At 64.1% G+C, this 23,753-nt stretch carries 23 protein-coding genes; 10 read left to right on the forward strand and 13 right to left on the reverse strand.

The features are described from left to right. The first annotated feature begins 14 nt into the window (after positions 1-14). The 4 genes from BUB57_RS05200 (at position 15) to BUB57_RS05215 (ending at position 2,471) form a co-directional block, all read left to right on the forward strand. Entirely contained in the window at positions 15-464 is a 450-nt protein-coding gene (locus BUB57_RS05200) for a hypothetical protein (RefSeq protein ID WP_073063202.1), read from the forward strand. A 2-nt stretch (positions 465-466) separates the two neighbouring features. After that, on the forward strand, positions 467-1,480 hold the full coding sequence (locus BUB57_RS05205; protein ID WP_073063206.1) for a type VI immunity family protein: 1,014 nt from the start codon (positions 467-469) through the stop codon (positions 1,478-1,480). 123 nt (positions 1,481-1,603) lie between these two features. Continuing rightward, a complete protein-coding gene (locus tag BUB57_RS05210) occupies positions 1,604-1,978 on the forward strand; it encodes a hypothetical protein (protein WP_073063209.1) in 375 nt (124 codons plus the stop codon). A gap of 55 nt (positions 1,979-2,033) precedes the next feature. Then, positions 2,034-2,471, forward strand: a complete 438-nt coding sequence (locus BUB57_RS05215; RefSeq protein WP_073063212.1) for a hypothetical protein — start codon at positions 2,034-2,036, stop codon at positions 2,469-2,471. Between the two features lie 199 nt (positions 2,472-2,670). Here BUB57_RS05215 and traA read toward each other — a convergent pair whose 3' ends face one another. Beyond that, entirely contained in the window at positions 2,671-5,658 is a 2,988-nt protein-coding gene (gene traA / locus BUB57_RS05220) for a Ti-type conjugative transfer relaxase TraA (protein WP_073063700.1), read from the reverse strand. Positions 5,659-5,829: 171 nt separating this feature from the next. On the opposite strand from traA, the gene BUB57_RS05225 reads away from it, so the two are divergent. Both BUB57_RS05225 and BUB57_RS05230 read left to right on the forward strand, forming a co-directional pair. Further along, complete coding sequence (locus tag BUB57_RS05225) at positions 5,830-6,156, forward strand: conjugal transfer protein TraD (RefSeq protein WP_234951985.1); 327 nt, start codon at positions 5,830-5,832, stop codon at positions 6,154-6,156. A 1-nt stretch (position 6,157) separates the two neighbouring features. Then, positions 6,158-6,424 (forward strand): conjugal transfer protein TraD, encoded by a 267-nt coding sequence (locus BUB57_RS05230; RefSeq protein ID WP_073063218.1) that lies wholly within the window; start codon positions 6,158-6,160, stop codon positions 6,422-6,424. Between the two features lie 219 nt (positions 6,425-6,643). Here the strand turns inward: BUB57_RS05230 and BUB57_RS05235 are convergent, their stop codons facing one another. Genes BUB57_RS05235 through BUB57_RS05245 form a run of 3 tightly spaced genes read right to left on the reverse strand, consistent with a single transcriptional unit; the run spans position 6,644 to position 11,572 of the window. After that, positions 6,644-7,756 carry an ABC transporter permease gene (locus tag BUB57_RS05235; RefSeq protein WP_073063221.1) on the reverse strand — a complete coding sequence of 371 codons (1,113 nt, stop codon included), beginning with the start codon at positions 7,754-7,756 and terminating at the stop codon, positions 6,644-6,646. A gap of 4 nt (positions 7,757-7,760) precedes the next feature. After that, a complete protein-coding gene (rbbA, locus tag BUB57_RS05240; protein ID WP_073063225.1) occupies positions 7,761-10,511 on the reverse strand; it encodes a ribosome-associated ATPase/putative transporter RbbA in 2,751 nt (916 codons plus the stop codon). After that, positions 10,508-11,572, reverse strand: a complete 1,065-nt coding sequence (locus BUB57_RS05245; protein WP_073063229.1) for an HlyD family secretion protein — start codon at positions 11,570-11,572, stop codon at positions 10,508-10,510. Before BUB57_RS05245 ends, rbbA begins: the two co-directional genes overlap by 4 nt. A gap of 323 nt (positions 11,573-11,895) precedes the next feature. On the opposite strand from BUB57_RS05245, the gene BUB57_RS05250 reads away from it, so the two are divergent. From BUB57_RS05250 to arcC, 4 genes are read left to right on the forward strand one after another with little or no spacing between them, the layout of a single operon-like run. Beyond that, positions 11,896-13,344, forward strand: coding sequence for a YfcC family protein (locus tag BUB57_RS05250; RefSeq protein WP_073063231.1), 1,449 nt, complete (start codon positions 11,896-11,898; stop codon positions 13,342-13,344). A 15-nt stretch (positions 13,345-13,359) separates the two neighbouring features. Beyond that, entirely contained in the window at positions 13,360-14,589 is a 1,230-nt protein-coding gene (locus BUB57_RS05255) for an arginine deiminase (protein ID WP_073063234.1), read from the forward strand. Between the two features lie 11 nt (positions 14,590-14,600). After that, positions 14,601-15,602, forward strand: a complete 1,002-nt coding sequence (gene argF / locus BUB57_RS05260; RefSeq protein ID WP_073063236.1) for an ornithine carbamoyltransferase — start codon at positions 14,601-14,603, stop codon at positions 15,600-15,602. A gap of 2 nt (positions 15,603-15,604) precedes the next feature. Continuing rightward, positions 15,605-16,510, forward strand: coding sequence for a carbamate kinase (arcC, locus tag BUB57_RS05265; protein ID WP_073063240.1), 906 nt, complete (start codon positions 15,605-15,607; stop codon positions 16,508-16,510). 308 nt (positions 16,511-16,818) lie between these two features. Here arcC and BUB57_RS05270 read toward each other — a convergent pair whose 3' ends face one another. The 9 genes from BUB57_RS05270 to BUB57_RS05305 are packed head-to-tail and all read right to left on the reverse strand — an operon-like array spanning position 16,819 to position 23,679. After that, the gene (locus BUB57_RS05270; RefSeq protein WP_073063244.1) at positions 16,819-17,232 is read right to left on the reverse strand and encodes a CBS domain-containing protein; all 414 of its coding nucleotides are present in this window, start codon (positions 17,230-17,232) and stop codon (positions 16,819-16,821) included. Continuing rightward, positions 17,229-17,396: a hypothetical protein gene (locus BUB57_RS16740; RefSeq protein ID WP_159435557.1), complete on the reverse strand. Its 168-nt coding sequence runs from the start codon at positions 17,394-17,396 to the stop codon at positions 17,229-17,231. The genes BUB57_RS05270 and BUB57_RS16740 overlap by 4 nt, the downstream gene beginning before the upstream one ends. A 9-nt stretch (positions 17,397-17,405) precedes the next feature. After that, entirely contained in the window at positions 17,406-18,380 is a 975-nt protein-coding gene (locus BUB57_RS05275; RefSeq protein ID WP_200796412.1) for an FAD:protein FMN transferase, read from the reverse strand. A gap of 12 nt (positions 18,381-18,392) precedes the next feature. Beyond that, positions 18,393-19,613, reverse strand: a complete 1,221-nt coding sequence (gene nqrF / locus BUB57_RS05280; RefSeq protein WP_073063246.1) for an NADH:ubiquinone reductase (Na(+)-transporting) subunit F — start codon at positions 19,611-19,613, stop codon at positions 18,393-18,395. Continuing rightward, positions 19,610-20,221 carry an NADH:ubiquinone reductase (Na(+)-transporting) subunit E gene (nqrE, locus tag BUB57_RS05285; protein WP_073063249.1) on the reverse strand — a complete coding sequence of 204 codons (612 nt, stop codon included), beginning with the start codon at positions 20,219-20,221 and terminating at the stop codon, positions 19,610-19,612. The genes nqrF and nqrE overlap by 4 nt, the downstream gene beginning before the upstream one ends. Continuing rightward, entirely contained in the window at positions 20,221-20,883 is a 663-nt protein-coding gene (locus BUB57_RS05290; RefSeq protein ID WP_073063252.1) for an NADH:ubiquinone reductase (Na(+)-transporting) subunit D, read from the reverse strand. The genes nqrE and BUB57_RS05290 overlap by 1 nt, the downstream gene beginning before the upstream one ends. A 3-nt stretch (positions 20,884-20,886) precedes the next feature. Further along, positions 20,887-21,687, reverse strand: coding sequence for an NADH:ubiquinone reductase (Na(+)-transporting) subunit C (gene nqrC / locus BUB57_RS05295; protein ID WP_073063256.1), 801 nt, complete (start codon positions 21,685-21,687; stop codon positions 20,887-20,889). Continuing rightward, a complete protein-coding gene (locus BUB57_RS05300; protein ID WP_073063259.1) occupies positions 21,680-22,453 on the reverse strand; it encodes an RnfABCDGE type electron transport complex subunit D in 774 nt (257 codons plus the stop codon). The genes nqrC and BUB57_RS05300 overlap by 8 nt, the downstream gene beginning before the upstream one ends. Beyond that, complete coding sequence (locus BUB57_RS05305; RefSeq protein ID WP_073063262.1) at positions 22,450-23,679, reverse strand: Na(+)-translocating NADH-quinone reductase subunit A; 1,230 nt, start codon at positions 23,677-23,679, stop codon at positions 22,450-22,452. Before BUB57_RS05305 ends, BUB57_RS05300 begins: the two co-directional genes overlap by 4 nt. Between the last annotated feature and the right edge of the window lie 74 nt (positions 23,680-23,753).

The following is a 23,753-nucleotide window of genomic DNA, read 5'->3' on the forward strand; positions in this document are numbered from 1 at the left end:
CCGGAACCGGCCCGATGATCGACTTGCGCAACGCCCGCGGCCTGCCGGGCTCCGTTCCCTATCTTGCGCTCGCCGGCCTGTTCGTGGCGTCGCAGTTCGCCTTGCCCCTGTACGAGTTTCTGCCGGCCGTTCCACTCGTGGCGTCGATGGCGCTGTTGGCGGTCGGGCTCTACTGGTTGATCGCCATGGCCTGCCTGCGCTCGGCCCCGCGCATCTGGCGTCCCGAAAGCACCTGGTATCGCGCCAACCTGAAGCCGTTCGCGGCGGACGAGCGGGATGCGTTGGCTTCCGCCATTCGCGATGAACTCGCGCCGCGCCTGCAACGCGAATTGATGATCATGGCCGCGACCGGCGCGGCTGTGGGCACGATGGATTTCAGCACGGTCGCCATCGTGCGGGCGGCCCTCTGCATGTGGCTGGCCGGATCGCTTCTCGGCCTTCGGCGAGGCGGTGAAAGGGACTGACCATGGACCGCCGCATGGATTACGAGACGCTTGACGACGCGCTCATCCCCCACCGCCACAGCGGCAAGCCGATCATGCGTATCGGCGTGCGGGCGCAGTTCTACTTCCCGAACGGCCCGGAGCCGCGGGTGCGGACCTCGGCAGTCGATGCGCTCGCCGCCTATGCAAGGCTCGCCGGCCCGCATGTCACGCGCATCCTGCCGAACGACTCGAAACGTCTTTCGGCTCTCGCCAAGGCGGATTTTCCGGAAAGGCAACGCAGGCAGGCGACCGAAGCCGAGGCGGTCAAGGCGTTCGGCATCACGATCTGCGAGGACCGGGAGATTCCTCTTTGGCATGGCGTGGCGCAACTGGTCGGAGACTACGCGCCGGACTGGCTGTCGTATTTCCATGCGGTGTTGCCCGCTTCGTTCATGAAGGAAGACCCGGACCGCTATGTCGCGGCGGTTGTGGAATGGGCCTCGATCGTGAAGCCAGATTACGGCTCGGCCGGCTTCGCCCTCATCGCGGAACCGGGGATGGAGCTTCAGTGGCCCGACGAAAGCTGGCCGATCCTATCGCGCTTCTGCGGGCTCGACTTTCCCGGCGCCTTCAACCTGAGCAGGAAGCCCGGCCGCATCCAGGCCGTGAACTGGCTGACCGTCCTCGGCGACGCCGCGCTCACCGCCATCGGCGGGCGCGAGCGGCTGGAGGCGCGCCTTGCGCGGGCATGGGTGGACATCGCGCCGGCCGCGCCCGGCTTTGCCCTTCACGATTTCGACGGCGGCGTCGTCATCCGCGCGGGGGGCTATCCGCAGATGGGCGATCTTCAGGAGGAAGGCGTCCCCGAAACCTATCATGCCGTCAGCGCCGCCTTGCGCCCGATCGTCTTCACCGGATATCGGGACCGGCCGGGCGACCTGATCAAGCTGCCCGCAAGGCTAGATCGTCACAGCGAAACGCTGAACTGGATCTTTCGCTTCGACAGGGACGGCCGCCCCGAACCAGCCGCGGAGCCGGCACCGGAGGCCACATGACCGGTTTCTTCAGGGTGATCGGCGGCTTCACCGTCGAGCATTGGCCGACGGCAATTCTCGGCGTGCCGATCCTGCCGATCGGCGTCTGGACGTAATACAAGACCTGAGGAAGACCCGATCCCAATGAACACGCTTTTCGCCATCAAAGGCTCCATTATTGCCGGCTTCGTCGTCGCGGCCCTCGGCCTGTTCAGCATGGGCATGCTGGGCGTCGGACTCTATTACGCCTGCTATCCGCTCCTTGCGCCCCTCTACGGAAATCTGAACGACTGGAGCGGCGATGATGTCTGGCCCGCGACGATCTGGGCCGGCATGCTATGGGCGATCTGGTTCCCTGTCGCCGGCCTTGTCGATCTCAGGTGGAAGCGGGCCGGACAATCGAGTGTCCTGCGCGTCCTCTCCTGGCTTGCCATCCTGTGGGTGGGGGCTAGCCTCGTCTGGCTCTACGTCGCATCGACAAGTTCATACATTCGCTTCCCGACATCGGGGGGCATGTGAAGGATTTGCAACGTGGAAACGGCAATGCCCGCATCCGCGCCACGGAATGAGACGAATGAAACCAGTGCTGTTTTTTCTTGTCATCCTCGCGCTTTTCCCGGCGTCCAGCGAAGCCGGGCCCGTCGACCTCGGCCTGATGTGCCGCGCCGATGCCAAATCGACGGTCCATTGGTCCAGCGCTATCGCCTATGGTGTCGAGGTGCCGCCGCCACAGGTTACGGGAACGCACCCGCTGGCCGAGGCCGATCTGTTCGGCCTCGACATTGACGATGCCGAGCGGCTTGGCCTTCTGACCTCGGATGCGAGCGGGGCGTTGCATCACCGGCGCTGTTCGACAGTGCTCTGCACCGTTGACGATGCGCGCAAGACGCTGGCCATCTGTGCCGACAAGGCAGGCTGCAAGATCGTCGGCGCGGTCCGGCTGCGGACCTTCTACCCACTCTATCTGGCCGACACGGAGGGTGAGCATGTCTGCGCTCAGCGTTGGAAGTGATTTGCGCAATATGGTCGGCCGGTTCGGCTAAGGGCGGGTCGCCTCGGAGAGCTTTCCTTGTTCGCGGAAATCCTAAAACCTCCACCAGATCGGCAGTCCCCAGAAAATCAGGCGGTTTCGTGTCGCAAGTTTTTGTCGCAGGTCGCGAACGACACGCGACACGATATGCGACAAGGGGGCGGTGGCTAACAGGACGGTTTTACAACCCGATGCCCCTTCCCCTGCCGAGGCCGTGACTGAGGGCGAGTTGCCGACCGAGCCTCATGCCTGAGTCGAAATCCATGTCGATGCCGAGTTGCTTCTTGCGACCTTCGAGCAGGGATTCCATCTGGGGATCGCGCTCAAGGCTCATTGCCATGTTGCCCATCTCGGCGCGGGCGGCCTTGTAGCCGGAATAGTTGCCCGCCGCATATTGGCGGTCGCCGGTCTGCCTGAGGTCGCGAAAACGTTCCACGAAGCGGTCGGCGCGCAGATCGGGGTTCTGGCGCATTTCGGTTTCCAGTTGCAGGGCGCGTCTGGCGGGCAAGGCGCGGTCGGCATCACCTGAAGCGACATCGGCGGCGAATCCGGGATTCCGTTTATAGACGGCCTCGGCGTCGCGGGAGCCATGAGGGCGCATATCGTCAAATCCGGCGCGGGCCTCATGCAGTTCCTGCACCTGCTCGGGCGTCGCCGAGATACCCCGGTCCTGCGCCTTGAAGACCGCATCCACGGCACGGGCATGACGGACAAAGGCCCGGCCACGGGCGCGGCGCAACGCGGCCTCGGGGTCTTCCCCGATCTGCCGCTCCACCACCGGCTTTCCGGTCCTTTCCCTTTCCGGTCGTCTCACACCATCAGCGCCAGGCGCGGCGTCACCGGGCTGGCGCAGACCGTCCAGCATCCCATCGACAGCATCGCGCAGCCGCTCCGGCATCAGCCTGCGCATGATCTGGGCGACACGGGCGCGGAAGGTGATGCCGCGCCGTTCGGCATAGTCCTGGGCCGGGTCGATCTGTTCGTAATCCGTCGCCATGTCTTTGGCCCGGTCACGCGACAGGGTGTTGATGAGTTTATCCTGACTGGTGAAGTCGTCGCGGCCATAGTGCAGGTCCATGCCGTCGCGGTGGCGCGACAGGGCGACATAGCTGCCATGGGCGTCCATGCCCGGTGTCGCCAGAACATGGGTGCGATCCACCGTCATGCCCTGCGCCTTATGGATTGTCGCAGCGTAACCATGGTCGATGCGGTCGTAGTCTTTCAGATCAAAAGAGATGCCGCGTCCGTCATCGGTCTGCACGGTCATGCTCTCCGAGCTGACCTGTTCGATGGTGCCGAGCGTGCCGTTCTTGACGCCAAGGCCGCGCTCGTTTTGCAGAAACATGACGCGATCCCCGCTGGCAAAATTCCGGTCGCCGCGCTCGACGGTCACGCGCACATCCTCGCCCAGATCACCCGCCGTCCGCATACGGTCACGGGCCGCCTCGTTGAGTTCGCGCACCTCGGCGTTGGTGTGGGTGAGAATGATGCGGCTCGCGTCCGGCGATGCCTGCCGGTCGCGGCCCCAGCGGTCGATCAGATCGCCGCGCGCCTGCTCGCGGGTCTCGGCGGCATGCATCATGCCGTGACGGTCATAGGCGGCGATGGCATTGCCGGTCCTGCCGGTCGCCAGATCGCGAGTCGCGTCCCGCTGCCAGTCCTCGCGCTGGCGGCGCACCTCGCCGATTTCCGCACCGCCATGACGTTCATGGATCGAACGGAACGCGGCGCCCGCCTCAATGGATTGCAACTGCTGCGGATCGCCGACCAGCACCACCTTGGCACCGGCTTCCGCCGCATGGGAAAGCACGCGCTCCAATTGCCGCGTGCCGACCATGCCCGCCTCGTCGATGACCAGCACATCGCGGGACGTCAGCATGTCGTGGCCCTGTCCCCAGCCATGTTCCATGCTGGCGATGGTGCGGGACGCAATGCCCGATCCGCCTTCAAGGTTTTCAGCCGCGATGCCTGACAGGGCAACACCGCAAACCTCAAAGCCTGCCGCCTCCCATGCCTCGCGGGCGACGCCGAGCATGGCGCTCTTTCCCGTCCCGGCATAGCCGACGACGATGCCAAGATCGCGCCCGTCCGTGACATGCGCCAGCGCGTCGGCCTGCTCGCCGGAAAGAACAAGGCCGCGTTGTTCAGCGCGCGCCAATGCCATGTCGCGATGCGTATCGTTCACCTCGTGACGTTCCTTCACGGCCATCATCTCGGCAGCACGGTGAAGGCGCTGTTCCGCCTCGATCATGTTGCGGGTGGTGAAGCGATCCTCGCCGCGCCCGTCCTGCCCGAGTTCGACCAGATCGGGCGAGCCGCGCATTGCGCCCATGACCTCGTTGAACTGCTCGATCCCGTCGCTGTGCCGGTGCGCGAACTTCGCCATGTCGCGCCGCGTGAAGGTCGATTGCTGCTGTGTGATCGCGTCCAGCGCTACCGATGGATCGGCGATGATCCGCGCGCCGTTGTTGCGGGCGATCTCACGGTGCATGTCGGCGCGGTCGGCGGCCTCAATGCCTTCGCCCTCGATGCGTTGCGCGGGTGCCCCGATCTGGCTTTGCGGCTCAAGCCCGATGCCCTGGGCCTCAAGGCTGCGATGGTCAATGCGGGCGTCAATGTCGAGTTCGGCAAGGCGCTCGTTGACATGTTCGGCCCAGCGTTCGCGCCAGCGCTCCACCATCTCCGTGCGGTTCCAGTCCCGCACTTTTGGGCCGAAACCGTTCTCGTCCACGCTGCGCATGGTCAGCATGACATGGGCATGAGGTTTGGGGCTTCCGTCCTCGGCCATGTCCCAATGCACGTTCACATCGGCGATCATGCCCTGATCGACAAATTCGGCTTGGGCGAAATCGCGGGCAAGTTCGATGCCTTGCGCCTGTGTCATCTCGCGCGGAATGGCGAACTCCACCTCGCGGGCGAGCTGGGCGTCCTTGCGTACCTCGAACGCCTCGACATCGTTCCAGAGCCGTTCGCGGTCGCCAAGATGCTCCGGTGCTCCTTCCGGCAACATGATCTCGGAATGGACGACGCCGCGCTTGTTGGAAAAGTCCTGCACGCGGTCGATACGCTCGTCGCGCATCCGCGAGGCCGAGCGGTAGGCGGCGGACGCCACCGCGCTCGACCCGGCCTTGCGGCCAATGACCTTGACGTGAAGATGATAGATCGCCATCGCGATCAAGCATTGGCACGGCCAAGCGCACGTCGGAACGACGTATAAGCGCGCCCTCCCTCGAAAAAATCTCGGGATGGACCGGGCCGTGCCACACCGTCCCGGCAACATAGAAGCAATCCGCAACGCGCTCAACTATTATCGCTGCATCAACAGCTTATGGAGGACGCAATGCGCAAGCCGCGGGACTTTGATGCGGAATTGAAGGCCCTGGAAGACAAGGCGCGTGAACTGAAACAGCGCAAGGTTCAGCAGCTTGGCGAACTGGTCATCGCCGCCGGGGCGGACGGCCTCACCGCCGACGAACTGGCTGGGGCGCTGGTCGTGCTGGCCGAAACGACCGATGCCGGAAAGAGGGAGGCATGGGCGAAGCGCGGCGCGGCATTCTTTCAAGGGCGGTCGCGGCGATCTGCGTCAGCGTCTGACCGCAACACTGACGGCGCTCAATCGCAACCGGGCAGCGCGCAACCGGCATCAGGCGGCACGGGCGCGCAATGACATGCGAACATGGCAGGTCGAACGCCGCAAGCGCACCCGGCATCTCATCGAACTGGGCGGTCTCATTTTCAAAGCGGGCATCGTGGACCTGACCGGCGACGACCGCGCGACCATTCTTGGCGCGCTCATCTGGATGGCCGACAAGCTCCGAAGCGATGAGCGCGACAAAGCAATCGCGCTCTGGGCCGAAAAGGGAAAGAGCGCGTTCGAGGCGGAACACTCAGCAGGCGCACACAACAAGCCACAGCCACAGCTGGATGGGGCGTGACCGATGGCGGGCGGCGCGGAGACCCGTTCGGCCCGCTCGATATTTTGACTCTGGCCCTCCTACTGAGGCTCCCGGAGAACGGCCCGGTCAATATCGCCCAGCTTCATTGACACACGATCCTACTCTGGCACATCAATGCCGTCGGGGGGTGGTTACATTATCAACGCCCCGTCAATCCTTGGCCTGTCTTGCAAGATCGGGGCATGCCGAGTGAGGCTACTACTTCAGGAAGGCGCGGAACCTCTGCAGCGCCAGCCAGAACAGCGCCCCTCCGATCACCGCCAGCGCGAGGAACTGCGGCCAGACGACATCGAACCCGGCGCCACGGAACAGAATGGCCTGCGACAGGATTATGAAATGCGTGTTGGGCGCGGCCAGCATGATGAACTGGATGATTTCAGGCATGGATTCGCGCGGCGTCATGGCGCCCGACAGCACCTGTAACGGCAGCAGCACCAGCATCATCAGCAGCGCGAACTGAGGCATGGTCCCGGCCACTGTCGCCATGAATATCCCCAGCGAAGTCATCGCGAACATCATCAGCACCGCTCCGCCCAGGAACAGCGGTACAGAACCCTGCACCGGCACCGCCATCAGCGTCTGAACCACGACCATCAGGGAGAAGGCCGAACCGAGCAGAACGACAAAACCCATCGACCAGATCTTGGACAGCATGATCTCGGTCGCTGTCACCGGCATGACCAGCAGATGCTCGACCGTGCCGTGTTCCTTTTCCCGGATCAGCGCCGCGCCGGTCAGGATCAGTGAGAGCATGGTGATCGACTGGATCACGCTGGAAATCGCCCCGAACCAGCTGGGATCGAGCGCGGGGTTGTAGCGGGCGCGCAAGGCCAACCCGACCGGCAGGGCGGTCTGCGTCCGATGACCGGCTACATATTCCGAAACTTCGCTGGAAACGATCTGGCTGACATAACCGCCCCCGGTAAAGGCCTGGCTCATCCGGGTGGCGTCGACGCTGAGCTGGATTTCCGGTGACTTGCCCGCCAGCACGTCGCGTTCAAAGTCCGGGGGTATATCCAGTGCGAAAGTATCAAGGCCGGCATCCATCCGCCTGTCGACTTCGGCAGCCGTGATCAGATTCGGAGGAACGAAATACGGTGGATAGAAGGCAGAAGTGATCCGCGAGGACAGCTGCGACTGATCCTCGTCAACGATCGAGATCGCCGCCTTGCTCAGCGCGTCGGGGCGGGAGTTGGCCGAGGTCCAAACCGAAAGACTGAAGGAATAGGCAATCAGGATCAGCATGATCCAGTCCCGAGCAAGGCCACGCAGTTCCTTGGTTCCGAGGTTCCAGACGTTCTTCAGATCCATGACCCTATCCCGCCTGCTTTTTCAGGAAAGTCGCGGCCAGGGCAAGGATCACCGGAACAGCAAGCCCCATCGCCAGCATCGGCCCGAGCATTTCAGCGAAGCCGAAGGCCTTGGAAAAGGCGCCCCGCGCCGCGGTGACGAACCAGGTCGTTGGGTAGATCTCGCCGATCAAGCGTCCGAAGCCTTGCAGGGACGAAACCGGATCAATCAACCCTGAATAGGACACAGCCGGAATCATTGTCAGCAGCGCGGTGGCGAACAGCGCCGCCACCTGGCTTGAGATGAAGACCGACACCAGAAAGCCAAGCGCCGTCGATGCCGTCACGTAGATCAGCGCGGCTACCGTCAAGCCTGCGAAACTGCCGGTGAACGGCACGCCAAAGAAGAACACGGCCAATGCCATCATCAGGAAGAAGTTGACCATGGCAAGGCCAATATAGGGCAGTTGCTTTCCCAGCAGGAATTCCAGCCGCGTGACCGGCGTGACGTAGAAATTGATGATCGAGCCCAACTCTTTCTCCCGCGCCACCGAAAGGGTGGTCAGGATCGCGGGAATCATCAACAGCAGCATCGGAATGACCGCCGGCGCCATGGCGACGATGCTTTTTACATCCGGGTTATAACGATAGCGGATGACAAGCTGGAAATCCGCGGTTGAGGCTCTGTCGCCGTAAGCTTCGCGCATTTTGCGCGTGATCCAGTCGCCATGCATCCCCTGGATATAGCCTTGGACCGTATTGGCAAGGGACGGGTTAGCCCCGTCAAACCAGGCGCCGATCTCGACGCTGCGGCCACGTGCGACATCGGCGGCGAAACCGGGAGGGATCTCGATGGCAAGGCTGATGTCTCCCGCACGCATCCGTGCGTCGATATCCTCATAGCTTGTGAGCGGCGCCTTTTCGATGAAGTAGCGCGATCCGGCGATGTCCTGGACATAGTCGCGGCTTGCGGTGGTCTGGTCATGGTCGAGGACCGCGAAGGTGAGATCCTCGACATCCATGTTGATGCCGAAACCGATGACGATCATCAGAAGCACCGAGCCGATCAGGGCCATGGCCAGCCGGATCGGATCGCGCTGCAACTGCAGGCTTTCAAGCCTCGAATAGCTGATCAGGCGGCGAAGACTGTAGCCGCCGGTTTCGTTGTGACGGGCCGGCGCTGTTCCGGACGAAGCCGGCACAGTAGCGGGCTCTGGCGCGGGTTCAGGCGCAGTGTCGTCGATCGCCTCTTGCAGATAAGCGACAAAGGCATCCTCAAGGGTCGCACAGCCTTTGGATTTCGTGATCGCCTCCGCCGTGTCGCTGACCAGCACCTTGCCCGCATGCATCAGGCTGATGCGGTCGCACCATTCGGCCTCGTTCATGAAATGGGTCGAGACAAAGATGGTGACGCCATCCTTGCGCGACAGTTCCGCAAGGATGCGCCAGAAGCCGTTCCTCGCCACAGGATCGACCCCGGAAGTCGGCTCGTCGAGGATCAGTATCTCGGGGCCGTGGATCATCGCCACCGCCAGCGACAGCCGTTGACGGATGCCCAGAGGCAGCGCCTCGGGGAGTGTGTCGGTCACATCCTCAAGATCGAAGCGGGTGATCATCTCCTGAACGCGTGCGGGAATCATTTCCGGATCCATCGCGAAAAGCTTCGCGTGCAGCTCCAGGTTCTGAAACACCGTAAGCTCGGAGTAGAGAGAGAACGCTTGAGACATGAATCCGACACGGCGGCGCACCGCCATATCGCGTGCATCGACCTCATGCCCGAACAGCTTTGCCGTCCCCTCGGTCGGCTCCAGCAGCCCGGTCAGCATCTTCATCGTCGTGGTCTTGCCGCAGCCATTCGAGCCGAGGAAGCCAAAAATCTCGCCCTTGGAAATGCGGAATCTGACATTGTCGACGGCAGTGAAATCGCCGAACCGCTGGGTCAGCCCCTCGGCCTCGATGGCGATCTCGCTGTCGCCGCCTTCGCGCGGCGGAATGACAACGGCGACATCGTCACCCCGGTCGTCTTCAGGCAAAAGCGCGATGAAGGCGGCATCCAGATCCGCCGCGCCGGTCCGGCCGAGCAGTTCGGCGGTGGTCCCGATCGCCAGCACCTCGCCCGCATTCATCGCCACCAGCCAGTCGAAACGCGCGGCCTCCTCCATATAGGCGGTGGCGGTGATCACGCTCATACCGGGGCGGTCCTTGCGGATCCGGTCGATCAGATCCCAGAACTGACGGCGTGAGAGAGGATCGACACCGGTGGTCGGCTCATCGAGGATCAGGAAATCCGGGTCATGGATGAGCGCGCAGCACAGGCCGAGCTTCTGTTTCATGCCGCCCGAGAGCTTTGCCGCCGGACGGTTGCGAAACGGCGACATGCCGGTGGCGGCCAACAGGTCGGTGATGCGCCGCGCACGCTCGACATTGTCGTGGCCGAAAAGGCTGCCGAAGAAATCGAGATTCTCTTCGACCGATAGCGTGGGATAGAGGTTCTTGCCCAGGCCCTGTGGCATATAGGCGATGCGCGGGCAGACCCGCCCCCGGTGCCCGGCATCGCGCATGTCGCCACCCAGAACCGCGACGCGCCCCTCCTGGATCACGCGCGCTCCGGCCAGTAGCGACAACAGGCTGGACTTGCCCACCCCGTCGGGGCCGATCAGTCCGACCATCATGCCGGCGGGAACGTCCAGCGTCACATTGTCCAGCGCCGTGACCTTGCCGTAACGCAGCGTCAGGCCGGCAACTGTCGCTACGGGCGGATGTTCGGCCCCGATCATTTCACGATATTGGCAAGTGTGGCCGGCCAGTCGACCGATGGATCAAGCCGCAGATAGGCCATGCCCGGCAGGCCGGTCTTGACGTATTCGATATAGCGGACAAGCAGTTCCGGGTCGATCCGCGCACGGATGCGGAACATCAGCTTTTCGCGTTCGTCGGCGGTTTCGACCGTCTTGGGGGTGAACTGCGCCACGTCTGCCACATAGCTGACCGTCGCAGGGATCACATAGTCGGGGGCGGCATCCATGACCAGCCGCACTTCGGATCCGACCTGCACCCGCCCGGCCTGCGAGGTGGGCAGGAAGATCGTCATGTAGACGTCGCCCAGATCGACAAGGCTGAGGATACGGCCACCCGAGGCGACGATCTCACCTTCTTCTGCGACGCGGTACTGGATGCGGCCGTCGCGGGGCGAAACCAGCGTCGCGTCGTTGATCGAGGCCGTGATCGAATCGATCGACGCCTGTGCGGCCTCGACCGCAGCCTGGGCGTCCACCACCTGCGCCTGTGCGGAATTGATGCCGGCCTGGGCGGCGGCATCCGAGGCCTCGGCCGAGGCGACACCCGCCTTTGCCTGGCGATCCTGCGCCCGGTCGTCGTCAACCACCTGCTGGGAAGTCGTGTTCGACAGAAGAAGCCGTTCCGAGCGCGCCAGCTTCCGCGCCGCCGCATCCGCCACCGCTTCCGCCTGATCGACTCTGGCTACTGAAGCACGCTTTTCCGCTTCTGCCTTTGCGACCAGGACCTTCGCGGTCTCGACCGCGATTTCAGCCCGGCGCAGCTGTGCCTCGGCCTGCCGTTTCTGGGCGTTGAGCTGGACGATATCCATTTGCACCAGAACAGCGCCAGCCTTGACGAAGTCTCCTTCGGCAGCCGTGATGTCGGCGATGCGTCCCCCAGTCAGGGCCGCGATGTCGATCTCGGTTGCCTCGATCCGCCCGTTCGCACTGACGATGCCGTCGGGCAAGGCCGGTGCCTTCAGTTTGCCCCAAGCAAAATAAGCCGCGACGACCGCGACCGCCAGAATGACCGGGATGAGATACTTCGATCTTTTCTTCACGAACTGGTCCTCAAGTACGGCAATTTATGGCCTCACGTCGCGTTTGAGGGTACCGGGGCAAACTATCTAGCGCAAGCACGCCTCGACGATTGTCTTTGGCAAGGTAGCGGAGTCTTTGCCTCTGGATGGCGATGGCAAGTTTCCGTCTGATGCGACGGTGGCGGGATTAGTTACAGTAAAACTACCACAAGGAAATCCGACCCGACTTGATGCACGTCAATGACCGCATTGAGTGCGGCCTTGACAATAGATAGGCGAAATCGTTGCTATGCGATAGAATCACAGGCAAAATGCGCAGGGAGACGCGCCGGAAGGAGTTTTCAATGACCGAAGAAACGATGCAACGCGACGATCCGGCACAAGAGCTTTCGTCCCGTTTTCCGACTGCATACACGATCCTTTTTCTTCTCATCGTATTTGTCGCCGCTCTGACCTGGATCATTCCCGCTGGCCAATATGACCGCGTGATGAACGAGGAAGTCGGCCGCGAGGTAGCCGTGGTCGGAACCTACCGCGAGGTCGAGCGGAACCCACAGGGCTTCGTCCACGTGATGCTTGCGCCTGTTGCGGGCTTTTACGATCCCGACAGCAACGCGGCGAACGCCATCGACGTCGCGCTTTTCGTGCTGTTCCTTGGCGGGTTTCTGGGCGTCGTGAACGCCACCGGAGCGATAGACACAGGGATCAGGACGGCGATGTCGGCAGTGAAGGGACGCGAGATCTGGATGATCCCGATCATGATGTCCCTCTTCGCGCTGGGCGGGACGACCTACGGCATGGCCGAGGAAACGCTGGCCTTTTATGCAATCCTCATCCCGGTAGTGATTGCGGCGGGCTATGACGCGGTGACGGGTGTGGCCATCATCCTGATCGGCGCAGGGATCGGCGTGCTGGGCTCGACCATCAACCCTTTTGCCACGGTCATCGCCTCCAATGCGGCCGGTGTCGCATTCACCGAAGGAATGACCCTCCGCCTGGTGATCCTGCTGGGTGGACTGGTGATCTGCGCGGCCTATGTCATGCGCTATGCGCATCGAATCAAGGCCGATCCCTCACGCTCGGTCGTGGCCGGGCAGGCCGAATCGCATCGCAAAGTGTTCTTGCAGGGCAAGGCCGGCAAGGATGCAGATACTGCCTTGACCGGCACGCAGAAGCTCGTCCTTGTCATCTTCGCCATGACCTTTGCGGTGATGATCTGGGGCGTTGCCGGCCAGGGCTGGTGGATGGCGCAAATGGGAGCATTGTTTCTCGGATCGGCCATCGTTATCGGGCTGGTGGCGCGGATGGGCGAAAAAAAACTTACCGGCAATTTCGTGGACGGTGCGCGTGACCTTCTCGGCGTGGCGCTTGTGATAGGTCTCGCCCGCGGCATCGTCGTCATCATGGACCATGGGCGGATTGCCGACACTATTCTGCATGGCGCCGAGCAAACGCTGGGAGGGCTGGGCGAACTGGCCTTCATCAACCTGATGCTCTGGATCGAGATCGGGATGAGTTTTTTCGTGCCGTCCTCGTCGGGGCTCGCCGTGCTGTCGATGCCGATTCTTGCGCCGCTTGCCGACTTTGCAGGTGTCGGCCGTGATCTAGTGGTGACAGCCTATCAGTCGGCAAACGGCTTGGTAAACCTCATCAACCCCACCTTCGCGGTGGTGATCGGCGGTCTCGCCATCGGCCGTGTGTCATACGACCGCTGGATCGTCTTCATCTGGCCGCTGATGCTGATCCTGTTGGCGTTCATCTCGGTGGTACTTACCCTTGGTGCGCTTCTGTAAGAGAAAGGAAATGCCATGTCTGATCGTACTCTCGGTGTTCACTCCGAAACCGGCAAGTTGCATCAGGTGATTGTGTGCCGCCCCGGCCTTGCCCATCGCCGTCTGACCCCGGACAATTGCCAGGAACTGCTGTTCGACGACGTCTTCTGGGTCAAGCAGGCTCAAAAGGATCACGACGTGTTCTCCTCTGTCATGCGCGAGGAAGGCATCGAAGTGCTGGACGTGAACGACCTGCTGGCCGAAACGCTGGATGTGGCCGAAGGTCGCAAATATGTGCTGGATCACCGCATCAACCGCGATCAGGTCGGCGTCGGCATGCTGTCGGATCTCCGCGCCTGGATGGAGGAACTGCCCGGCGTTAGGCTGGCCGAATACCTGTTGGGCGGGCTGGCCACCAGCGACCTGCCGTTCAAGCCGCATGGCCTGTTCGGTGCTTATCTGGGCTATCAGGGCCTGATCCTGCCGCCGCTGCCCAACGCGCTGTTCACCCGCGACAACTCGGCCTGGATCTACGGCGGCGTATCCGTCAACCCGATGCATTGGCCGGCGCGCCGTCCCGAGACGCTGCTGAACACCGCGATCTACAAGTTTCATCCGAAGTTTGCCGGCAAGGCGGAAATCTACTTCGGAGACCCAGCTGTCGATCATGGGCTGTCGACCGTCGAAGGCGGCGATGTGATGCCGGTCGGCAATGGCGCCGTGCTGGTGGGCATGGGCGAACGGTCCTCGCCGCAGGGCATCGGGCAATTGGCGGTTTCGCTGTTCGAAAAAGGAGCCGCCCATCGGGTTCTGGCTTTCGCCATCCCCAAGTCGCGCGCCGCGATGCATCTTGACACGATCTTCACCCTTTGCGGCGGCAACGTGGTGACGACTTTCAAGGAAGTGGCAGATGAACTGGTCTGTTACGACATAGGCCCCGGCAAGGGCGGAGCGCCGGTGGAATTCCGCCACGATCCGCGTCCAATTTTCGAGATCGTGGCGGAGGTTCTGGGCTACAAGTCGCTGGAACTGGTGCCGACCGGCGGCAACACCGAAGAGGAACGCAAGCGCGAGCAGTGGAATGACGGCAACAACGTGCTCTGCCTGCGTCCCGGCGTGGTCGTCGGCTATGACCGCAACGATGACACCAATGCGGCGTTGAAGGCCGCCGGCATCGAGGTGCGCGCCATTCCCGGCGCCGAACTGGGCCGGGGCCGCGGCGGCAGCCACTGCATGTCCTGTCCCACCATCCGCGACGCAGTTTGAGGAGGCGCACAATGGCTTTCAACCTGAAGAACCGTCATTTCCTGACCCTGCGGGACTTCACCCCGCAGGAGATCGGCTATCTTCTCAAGCTCTCCGCCGATCTGAAGGCCGCGAAATACGCGGGCACCGAGGTTCCGACGCTCAGGGGCAAGGAGATCGCGCTGATCTTCGAGAAGGACAGCACCCGCACCCGCGTCGGCTTCGAGGTGGCGGCGCATGACCAGGGCGCGACCGTGACCTATCTTGGCCCCTCGGGCAATCACATGGGCCACAAGGAGACCGTCAAGGATACCGCCCGGGTGCTGGGCCGTGTCTATGACGCGATCGAGTACCGCGGCTTCGGGCAAGAGGTGGTGCAAACCCTGGCCGACTGGTCCGGCGTGCCGGTCTATAACGGGCTGACGGACGAATTCCACCCGACCCAGATCCTCGCCGATTTCCTGACGATGCAGGAACATGCCGAAAAGCCGTTGCGCGAGGTATCCTATTGCTTCCTCGGCGATGCCCGCAACAATATGGGTGACAGCCTGCTGATCGGCGGTGCCAAGATGGGCATGGATGTGCGGCTTTGCGCCCCTCGGACACTGTGGCCCACGACCGAAGTCCAGGACTATGCAAAGGCCGTCGCAAAAGACACCGGCGCGCGGATCACCCTGACCGATTCCATCGACGAGGGCGTGAAGGGCGTGGATTTCGTCTATACCGATGTCTGGCTTTCGATGGGCGAGGCCAAGGAGAAGTGGGCCGACCGCATCAAGCTGCTGATACCCTATCAGGTCAATGCCGATGTGATGAACAAGACCGGCAACCCGCGCGCCCGTTTCATGCATTGCCTGCCCGCCTTCCACAATACCGAGACGACGGTTGGCCAGCAGATCAAGGACGAGTACGGTCTGGACTGCATGGAAGTGACCGAGGAGGTCTTTGAAGGGCCGGCCTCGATCGTCTTCGATCAGGCCGAGAACCGGCTGCACACGATCAAGGCGGTTCTGGTCGCCACCCTGGGGGGCTGAACATGCTTGTCGTGGCAGCACTTGGCGGGAATGCGCTGCTCCGGCGCGGGGAGCCTCTGACGGCCGAGAACCAGCGGGCCAATGTGCGCCAGGCCGCGCGCGCACTGGCCTGCATCGTCGAGGCCGGGCACAGGCTGGTCATCACGCACGGCAACGGTCCGCAGGTCGGGTTGCTGGCGCTTCAGGGCGCGGCCTACAAGCCGGACGAGGCCTATCCGCTGGATGTGCTCGGGGCCGAAACCGGCGGCATGATCGGCTACATGATCGAACAGGAACTGGAGAACGCACTGGGCCACACGCGGCCTGTCGCCACGCTCCTGACACAGGTGATTGTGGACGCTGACGATCCGGCCTTTCACAAACCCACGAAGTTCATCGGCCCGGTCTATGAACGCAAAGAAGCCGAGGCCCGCGCAAACGCGGCCGGTTGGACCATCGCGCAGGATGGGGACAAGTGGCGCCGCGTCGTGCCCTCGCCCATGCCGAAGGAAATCCCCGACATTCGTGTGCTGCAGCTTCTCCTGGATCGGGATGTGATCATTATCTGCACCGGCGGAGGCGGCATTCCGGTGCTGCGGCAGCGCGACGGCAGCATGAGCGGCATCGAGGCGGTGATCGACAAGGACGCCGCCAGCGCGCTTCTCGCGCGCCAGATCGGAGCCGATGCCCTTCTGCTGCTGACCGACGTGGACGCGGTCTATCGCGGTTTCGGCACCCCGACAGAGGCACCGATCGCCACATTGACACCAGACGAGGCACGCGTACTCGATCTTCCCGCCGGGTCGATGGGACCGAAGATGACAGCTGCGGCAGACTTTGCGGATCAGGGTGGGCTGGCGGGTATCGGCCGGCTTGATCAGGCTGTGGAAATTCTGGAACGGCGCGCAGGCACGCGCGTCCAGAATTGACATTGTGGTCTAAAAGGGAGTCTGATCTCAACGTAATAATGAAGGACCGAAGAGGAAATCAAGATCTCCAATCACCAAAGCCTGCCGAGCAGGTGGTAAGGGACGTCGCGCCGAGCGCGACGGCACCTCTTAGCGAGCGACAAGAGACGGATCCTGCTGAACGATTGCGTGCAAGAGCCGGGTTTGGAACCGTGTCGGCAGATGTCTGTCATCGGACAATCGAATGGCACTGGATCAATCCGAATCCCCTCCGCGCGATAATGAGTTCATCGGTGCATGACCATCATTTTTACTTCGTGACTAGCTAATCAAGGCCCTGAACTGTGCTCGGAGGCAGTCAGGATCGCAGCGAAGAGATCCGACCGGTGCAGCATGCCGGCCACCTCGCCGTCGCGCAGCACGGGATAGACACGGTGCGAGCGCGCCAGGAACTCTTCGGCGGCGGAGACAAGGTCGAGATCGACAGTGAGCGCGCGTACCTCCCGGGTCATGAAGTCGGCAACCGCTCCGCCCCATTGCTGGTAGTAGCTGGCGTTCAACATCGGGCGGAAGCAGTCCTTCTCCGTCAGGATACCGACCAGCCCTCCACGATCGTCGATGACCGGCGCCGAGGCCATGCGTTGCCTGGCGAAGGCCGCGACCGCTTCACGGATCGGCATCTCGGGAGACAGGCGCGGAAACTCCGCACGCATGATGTGCTCGACGGTGGTGCCCATGGTCATCGCCGGTTCTCCTCCTTCGCGTGCGGACAGCCGTCGCAGCGCGTTCCGCCGACACAGGCAAGGCCATCGCAACCCCGGCTCGGCGCCCCCCGGCCCATCATCAGGCCAGCGCCGAGGCCGATGGCGGACAGGCAGACGATCAGAATTGCGAGAAGCGCTTCCATCGGCGGACCTCAGGCGAGATGCTTTTCGACCGCGCCGGTCGCAACGCTTCGCAGGCCGACACCGTCGCGGAACAGGAACAGCGCGGCGATATCTCGGTTGCGCGCCAGCTCCGGCCCGGCCTCGCCGGCCGCCATCAGCGCCGTCGCCCAGCCGTCGGCCTCGCGCGCTGAGGCCGTCAGCACGCTCACCGAGGCAAGCGCGCCTTCGACCGGCTCCCGCGTGGCGGGGTCGATGATGTGGCTGTAGCGGCGCGGGCCGATGTTGTAGCCGTTGGCGCGATCGCCCGACGTCGCGACCGCGAGGCTGTCCAGCCGCAGCATGCCGACGAAGCCTTCCGCTTCAGGTCGCGGGTCCTCGATGCCCACCTGCCAGACGCGTCCCGACGGATGCCGTCCACGAGCGGCTAGCTCGCCACCGAAGTCGATCAGGAAGTCGTCGTGGCCGGCATCCAGCAGCAGGCCGGCCATGCGGTCGAGCGCGTGGCCTTTCGCGATGCCGCACAGGTCGAGCGTGAGACCCGGTCTCGTCTTTGCGATGTGGTCGTTGGCCACGGACAGGCCGCGCCAACCTCCGGGCATCGCCTCGCCATGGTCGATCGGCCCGAAACCCCAGCGCGCGACCAGCGGGCCGACCGTCGGGTCGAAGTGGCCGCTGCTGCTCTCGGCGATGATGAGAGCCGAATGCGCCACTTCCGCGACCTCGTCGGCAACGGCCATGTCTCCGGCGCCGGCGTCATTGAAACGGGAAATCACGCTGTCGGCCCGCCACGGTGAGAAGACGAGGTCCAGATCGGCGAGCAGCGCTTCGATGTGAGCCTGCAAGGCGGCGGTTGGCGTGCCTGCCGGCAGCGAAACGCTCCAGCCGGTACCGAACGCGGCTCCGCCGATGCCCGCCAGCGGCGAGACGCCGCGCGCGACGGCGGGAGCCGCGACACAGGCGGCGCCGAGGGCGAGGAAGCGACGCCGGTCGATGAGGGTGGACATGGGGCGCATGGGTCAGCCTCCGAAATCGTCATTGTAGATGGAATGCGGCTCGACACCCAGCCGGTTCAACATGGCGAGCACGGCCGAAATCATCACCGGCGGTCCGCAGAGATAGTATTCGCATTCCTCCGGCGCGGGATGGCCGGCCAGCACCTTGCGCACCGTGTCGTGGATGAAGCCGGTTGCGCCGGTCCAGCGGTCGGACGGAGCGGGGTCGGAGAGGGCCGGAACCCAGGTGAAGTTCGGGTGCCTTGCTGCGATCTCCTCGAACTCATCGACATAGAAGAGGTCGGCTGCCGTGCGCGCGCCGTAGAAATAGGACATGCGCCGCGTCGTGCCGAGACCGATCTGCTCGTGGATCATGGCGCGCAGCGGCGCCATGCCGACGCCGCCGCCGATGAACACCATCTCGCGCTGCGTGGGCTGGACGTGGAACTCGCCGAACGGGCCTCCCGTCTCGACCGTATCGCCCGGCTTCAGCGAGAACAGCCAGGAGGAGACAACGCCGGGCGGGATGTTGTGCTCGCGACCGGCCGGCGGCACGGCGAGCCGGATGTTGAAGACGATGCGGCCGGCATCCAGCGGCCGGCTGGCGACGGAATAGGCGCGCGTCACGGGCTTCGGTGATGCCGACTTCAATGACGACCAGCCGGCGATGCGCCAAGCTTGGGCATGCGCCGGGTCGATTTCCATCGTCGCGAAGTCGAGCGCGTAGGCGGGCGCTGTGAGCTGGGCGAAGCCGCCGGCGCGGAAACGGAAGTCTCGGCCGGCCGGCAGCTCCAGCACCAGCTCGCGGATAAGCGGCGCCAGCATGCGACTGGACAGGACCTTGCAGGGAAAGGAGTCCGCCGCCAGCACGTCGGCTGCGACGGTGACCTCGACCGGGCCGCGCAGCTTGGTCTGGCAGGCGAGGCGCACATGGTCGCGCCGCTCGGCAGGTGACAGCAGGCCCATCTCGGTCGCCTGCGGGTCGCCCAGACCCTCGCCCTCGACTGCGACGCGACAGAGACCGCAGGTGCCTGCGCCGCCGCAGGCGGCCGGAATGGCGATACCAGCGCCATGGAGGACGGCAAGCAACTGGTCGCCACGCGCCGCGTCGATTTGCTTGCCGCCGTTGACCGTGACGGCGACCGCGCCTGGCGGGATGAGCCGCCCGCGCGCAAGAATCAGCGCCGTCGTCAACGCAACGATCAGCAGGATGATGAACACAGTGCCCAACACGACCTCGGTCATTGGGCTGCCATCTGTGCGAAAGAGGAGAAGCCGAGCGACATCATGCCGGTAATCAGGAAGGCGACGCCGAGGCCCCGCAGCCCTGCGGGCAGGTCGGCATAAGCAAGTCGAGCACGCACCGCGCCAAGCAGAATCACGGCCAGAGCGAAGCCTGCCCCGCTTCCGAGACCATAGACGACAGCCTCGGCGAGATCGTAACGCCGCTCGACCATGAACAGGCTGCCGCCGAGGATCGCACAGTGGATCGCAAGCAGCGGCAGGAATGCGCCGAACGCGGCCTGAACACGCGGTAGATAGCGCTCGAGCACCATTTCCAGCAGTTGCACGCTTGCCGCGACAACGCCGATGAAGGTTAGCAGCGACAGATAGGACAGGTCCACCTCCGGCATACCGGCCCAGCCCCAAGCACCCGGCGCCAGCACCGCGTTGTAGATGAGCTGGTTGAGGGGAACCGTGACACCCATCACCACGATGACCGCGACGCCAAGGCCGAAAGCCGTGTCGGTGCGGCGCGACAGCGCCAGGAAGGTGCACAGGCCGAGGAAATAGGTGAGCGGCATGTTCTCGATGAACATCGCCCGCAGGAAGAGCGCGCCGAGATCGGCCATCAGCGTTCCTCCTCGATCTCATGCGGCGCGAAGTCGGGCTCATCCGCCTGCTCGGGCCAGATGCTGCGCATCGTCCAGACCAGCGCCCCGAGCAGAAAGAAGGCGCTGGGGGCGAGCAGCATCAGGCTGAGCGGCGTGAACCAGCCGCCCTGATCGGCTAGCGGCAGCACCTGATAGCCAAGAAGCTTGCCTGAGCCGAACAGTTCGCGGCAGGCCCCAACCAGCATCAACACAAGCCCATAGCCAAGCCCGCTGCCGAGTGCGTCGACCATGGACGGCAGCGGCGGGTTCGTGCGGGCGAAGGATTCGGTCCGTCCGAGAACGATGCAGTTGGTGGCGATCAGGCTGACGAATACCGACAGGCGCTGGCTGAGCCCGTAGAAGTAGGCCTGCAGGACCTGATCGATGACGATCACCAGCGAGGCAACGATGATGATCTGCACGATGATGCGGATCGTGTTCGGGATGTGGCGGCGGATCGCGCTGATGATGCCGGCGGCGAGCACCACCACCACAGTCAGCGAGATCGACATGGTGAGCGCGGTGTCGAGCGAGGTGGTTACGGCAAGGGCCGAGCAGATGCCGAGGATTTGCAGCGTCACCGGGTTCTGACGGATCAGCGGCGTCGTCAGCGTGCCCCAAAGGCTCACGTTGCTCGCCATCGCCTAGAACTCTCCGCGACGGATGGCGGTCATTAACGGGCCGTAGCCCTTCGGTCCGGTCCAGAAGCGCACCATCTGGGTGACGGCGTTACTGGTACGGGTGGCGCCGGTGATGCCGTCGACCTCATATTCGGTTCGGGCCTGTCCGCGCGCAACGGCGAAGCGCGGGACACCGATCTCGTCAAAAAGACGCTTGCTGGCAAAGCTTTGCTGCCATTGCGCCTCCTCAATGCGCGCGCCGAGGCCCGGCGTCTCCGCCTGTTCTGTAATTGCTATGCCTGCCAGCGTAGCCATGTCGCCGCGCAAGGCCAGCAGTGCCTGGATACGACCGCCATAGCCGGTGCCTGCCATCGGCAGGATGACCAGCGAGACGGCATCGCCCCTGCGCAGCAGATAGATCTGCGCATAGTTCGGCCGGCTGCCGATTCCGGCGAGATCGTCGCCGGCGGCGAGCGTCGTCCAGTTCGAGACGTCGGCGAGCGCCGTGTCCAGGGTCTCAGGCGTGACGTCGGTCGCTGCGGCGCCGGCATCGAGGTTGACGACCACCGTGGACAAGGCGTCGCCGCCCGCCTCTTCGACCAGTTCCGACATGCCGGGCACGGCCGCAATCAACGCTTCGAGCCGGGCCTGCTGCTCGGCGGCGCGGTTCTGTGTCTGGATTGGCCTCAGTACAACTGTCGCGCCGGTGACGAGAACCGCGCAGATGGCGGACACCAGAAAGGCTACGACCAACGTCTTGGCGCGGCTGTCATTCGGGGTGGCAAGGAAGCGTCGCCACAGCGACAGCGGATTGAGGTCAGCCAAGATGCTTCCTCCGCGCAAGCCATCGGCGCATGGCAATTTCATCGAGGAGCGGTGCAGCCAGAGAGGTCAGGAGTGCCGCCGAGATCGCAACCTGAACCGCAGCCGCTCCCTGCCAGCCTGAAGCGAACACCATCACGAGCGCGGCGTAGAGCAAGCCATTAAGCCAGCGACCCAGATCCGTCGCCGCGCTGGTCACCGGGTCGCAGACCAACAGGACGAGCACCACCGCTGCCGCTGTCAGGAACGGCATGGCGAGCATACCGCCATACCATGCAATCACGAGCACTGCGGTCGCGCTCACCGCGATGCGCCACGCCATCACGCCTACAAGCATACCGATTGCCGCCATAGCAATCGCGGCCCAACCCAACTGGATCGGCAGCACGGGCCACGGCGCAGCCGGAAAGCCAAAGCCGAGAAAGGCGATGGCGACGGTGGCCGGGTTGACCACGTTGCGCCCCCATCCGCCGAAAGCGAGTTCGCCCGCCACGACGCCGAAGCTGATGCCGATCAGCATCGGCAGCAGGCCGAGTTCGGCCGGTGCCAGAACCGCGACGGCGAACGCCGTCAGCGCGCCGGCGAAGGACGGAGGCTGCGCACGCGCAAGCATGAAGGCGAGGTGCCACAGGCCGGCGGCGATGAGCACGAAGACGAGACGCAGCGCGCCCTGCATACCCGTCGCGAGAAGCCAAGTCACCGCCAGGGGCATCGCTGCCGCCAGCAACAATAGCGCAACGGTCTCGCGATCCCAGATACCCCGTGTCATGCGATCTCCTCGGCCGCGATACGGTCCAGCATGGCGCGCAGCATGGCGGTGAGGTGCGGCGCGGCCGCTGTGATGTAGTCGGCGAGCGCCACGTCCTCTTCGACCAGCGACAATGCACCAAGCCGCATGGCGGTCTCGGAATCGTTCGCCGCAAGCGCACGCACCAGCAGTGCGGCGGGCAGGATGCCGCCGAAGGCATGGTCGAGCGCAGCGGTCGGGATGATCGGCAGCGGTCGGCTGGAGCGGCGGAGCGCAGCCGAAAACCAATGCGGCGACCGCTCCGTACCGGTCCCGGCGATCGCTGCGACCTGCCTCCGCCACGGGCCGAGCCAGCGACCTTCCACCCCGTCCAGCGATGAACCCGACAGCAGGCGGTGCGGGCCGGGTTTCACGATGTCGAAGGTCAGCGCGCGCAGATCGGCGCCTGGCTGACAGCGCACCAGGCGATGTTCGCGCAGCGCCCCTCCCGACACTGAAACAAGTCTCGTCTCCGGCACAAGCCCGGTTTCGAGGAAGGAGCCAAGGCCGACGACGTCCTCGGCATGAACATCCCAGACCGGGCGGCCCGGCGCGGCGGGAAAGCGGGCGGCGATCTGCAGCCCGGCCAGACCATGAGGGTGGAACGGCCCGATCCTGGTCAGTCGGATGCGGTCGTTGCCGACGTCGAGGTCGTCCAGGTCGGCGGCGCCGTCATGGCACACGTACACGGGACCGTTGGTCAGGCTCGCCAACGCCTGACAACCTCGCAAGAAGGCGTCGAGACGGCCCGCCAGCGCCAACTGCGGCAGTGGCGCGTCCGGCCTCGTGTCGAGCGCCATGACGAAGATCGCTGCCGGCTGCTCGGCTGGCAGCGGCACGCGTCCGAAAGGGCGCGACCGGAAAAGCGGCCACATGCCAGCCGACAGCAGCAGCGCGCGCACGGCCACCGGGTCATTTTCGGCGCGTGCGGCGGACACATCGTGTTCGTGACGTCCGGCCTTTGCATCGTGGAAGAAGAGGATGTGGGAGAGCCGCTTGCCCGGTCCGAGATCAGCCGCAGCAACCTCGCCCGCGACCGGCGCAACGAGAGTCAGATCGGGATGCCGGCGCGAGCGCAGCACCGGAGCGCCTTGTGCAACCTTGTCACCAGCCGCAACAAGGATGTCGGCGCGGAAATCATCGCTGGGGCGGGCAAACAGCGCGCACTGGTCCGTGATGTGAACCCGGATGTCGGCGCTCGCAGGCATGGCAAGAGCTTTCGGCACGGTCAGTCTGCCCGCCAGCGACTCCGGTATTTGACGCTGCTCTTTGATCTGGATCA

Source organism: Paracoccus solventivorans (assembly GCF_900142875.1).
GTDB classification, from domain to species: domain Bacteria; phylum Pseudomonadota; class Alphaproteobacteria; order Rhodobacterales; family Rhodobacteraceae; genus Paracoccus; species Paracoccus solventivorans.

What these genes read in the sequence shown, in the direction of transcription:
- BUB57_RS05200 (WP_073063202.1), top strand. Translation starts at nt 15, where the DNA reads ATGATCGACTTGCGCAACGCCCGCGGCCTGCCGGGCTCCGTTCCCTAT.
- BUB57_RS05205 (WP_073063206.1), top strand. Translation starts at nt 467, where the DNA reads ATGGACCGCCGCATGGATTACGAGACGCTTGACGACGCGCTCATCCCC.
- BUB57_RS05210 (WP_073063209.1), top strand. Translation starts at nt 1,604, where the DNA reads ATGAACACGCTTTTCGCCATCAAAGGCTCCATTATTGCCGGCTTCGTC.
- BUB57_RS05215 (WP_073063212.1), top strand. Translation starts at nt 2,034, where the DNA reads ATGAAACCAGTGCTGTTTTTTCTTGTCATCCTCGCGCTTTTCCCGGCG.
- traA (WP_073063700.1), bottom strand. Translation starts at nt 5,658, where the DNA reads ATGGCGATCTATCATCTTCACGTCAAGGTCATTGGCCGCAAGGCCGGG.
- BUB57_RS05225 (WP_234951985.1), top strand. Translation starts at nt 5,830, where the DNA reads ATGCGCAAGCCGCGGGACTTTGATGCGGAATTGAAGGCCCTGGAAGAC.
- BUB57_RS05230 (WP_073063218.1), top strand. Translation starts at nt 6,158, where the DNA reads ATGCGAACATGGCAGGTCGAACGCCGCAAGCGCACCCGGCATCTCATC.
- BUB57_RS05235 (WP_073063221.1), bottom strand. Translation starts at nt 7,756, where the DNA reads ATGGATCTGAAGAACGTCTGGAACCTCGGAACCAAGGAACTGCGTGGC.
- rbbA (WP_073063225.1), bottom strand. Translation starts at nt 10,511, where the DNA reads ATGATCGGGGCCGAACATCCGCCCGTAGCGACAGTTGCCGGCCTGACG.
- BUB57_RS05250 (WP_073063231.1), top strand. Translation starts at nt 11,896, where the DNA reads ATGACCGAAGAAACGATGCAACGCGACGATCCGGCACAAGAGCTTTCG.
- BUB57_RS05255 (WP_073063234.1), top strand. Translation starts at nt 13,360, where the DNA reads ATGTCTGATCGTACTCTCGGTGTTCACTCCGAAACCGGCAAGTTGCAT.
- argF (WP_073063236.1), top strand. Translation starts at nt 14,601, where the DNA reads ATGGCTTTCAACCTGAAGAACCGTCATTTCCTGACCCTGCGGGACTTC.
- arcC (WP_073063240.1), top strand. Translation starts at nt 15,605, where the DNA reads ATGCTTGTCGTGGCAGCACTTGGCGGGAATGCGCTGCTCCGGCGCGGG.
- BUB57_RS05270 (WP_073063244.1), bottom strand. Translation starts at nt 17,232, where the DNA reads ATGACCATGGGCACCACCGTCGAGCACATCATGCGTGCGGAGTTTCCG.
- BUB57_RS16740 (WP_159435557.1), bottom strand. Translation starts at nt 17,396, where the DNA reads ATGGAAGCGCTTCTCGCAATTCTGATCGTCTGCCTGTCCGCCATCGGC.
- BUB57_RS05275 (WP_200796412.1), bottom strand. Translation starts at nt 18,380, where the DNA reads ATGTCCACCCTCATCGACCGGCGTCGCTTCCTCGCCCTCGGCGCCGCC.
- nqrF (WP_073063246.1), bottom strand. Translation starts at nt 19,613, where the DNA reads ATGACCGAGGTCGTGTTGGGCACTGTGTTCATCATCCTGCTGATCGTT.
- nqrE (WP_073063249.1), bottom strand. Translation starts at nt 20,221, where the DNA reads ATGGCCGATCTCGGCGCGCTCTTCCTGCGGGCGATGTTCATCGAGAAC.
- BUB57_RS05290 (WP_073063252.1), bottom strand. Translation starts at nt 20,883, where the DNA reads ATGGCGAGCAACGTGAGCCTTTGGGGCACGCTGACGACGCCGCTGATC.
- BUB57_RS05300 (WP_073063259.1), bottom strand. Translation starts at nt 22,453, where the DNA reads ATGACACGGGGTATCTGGGATCGCGAGACCGTTGCGCTATTGTTGCTG.
- BUB57_RS05305 (WP_073063262.1), bottom strand. Translation starts at nt 23,679, where the DNA reads ATGCCTGCGAGCGCCGACATCCGGGTTCACATCACGGACCAGTGCGCG.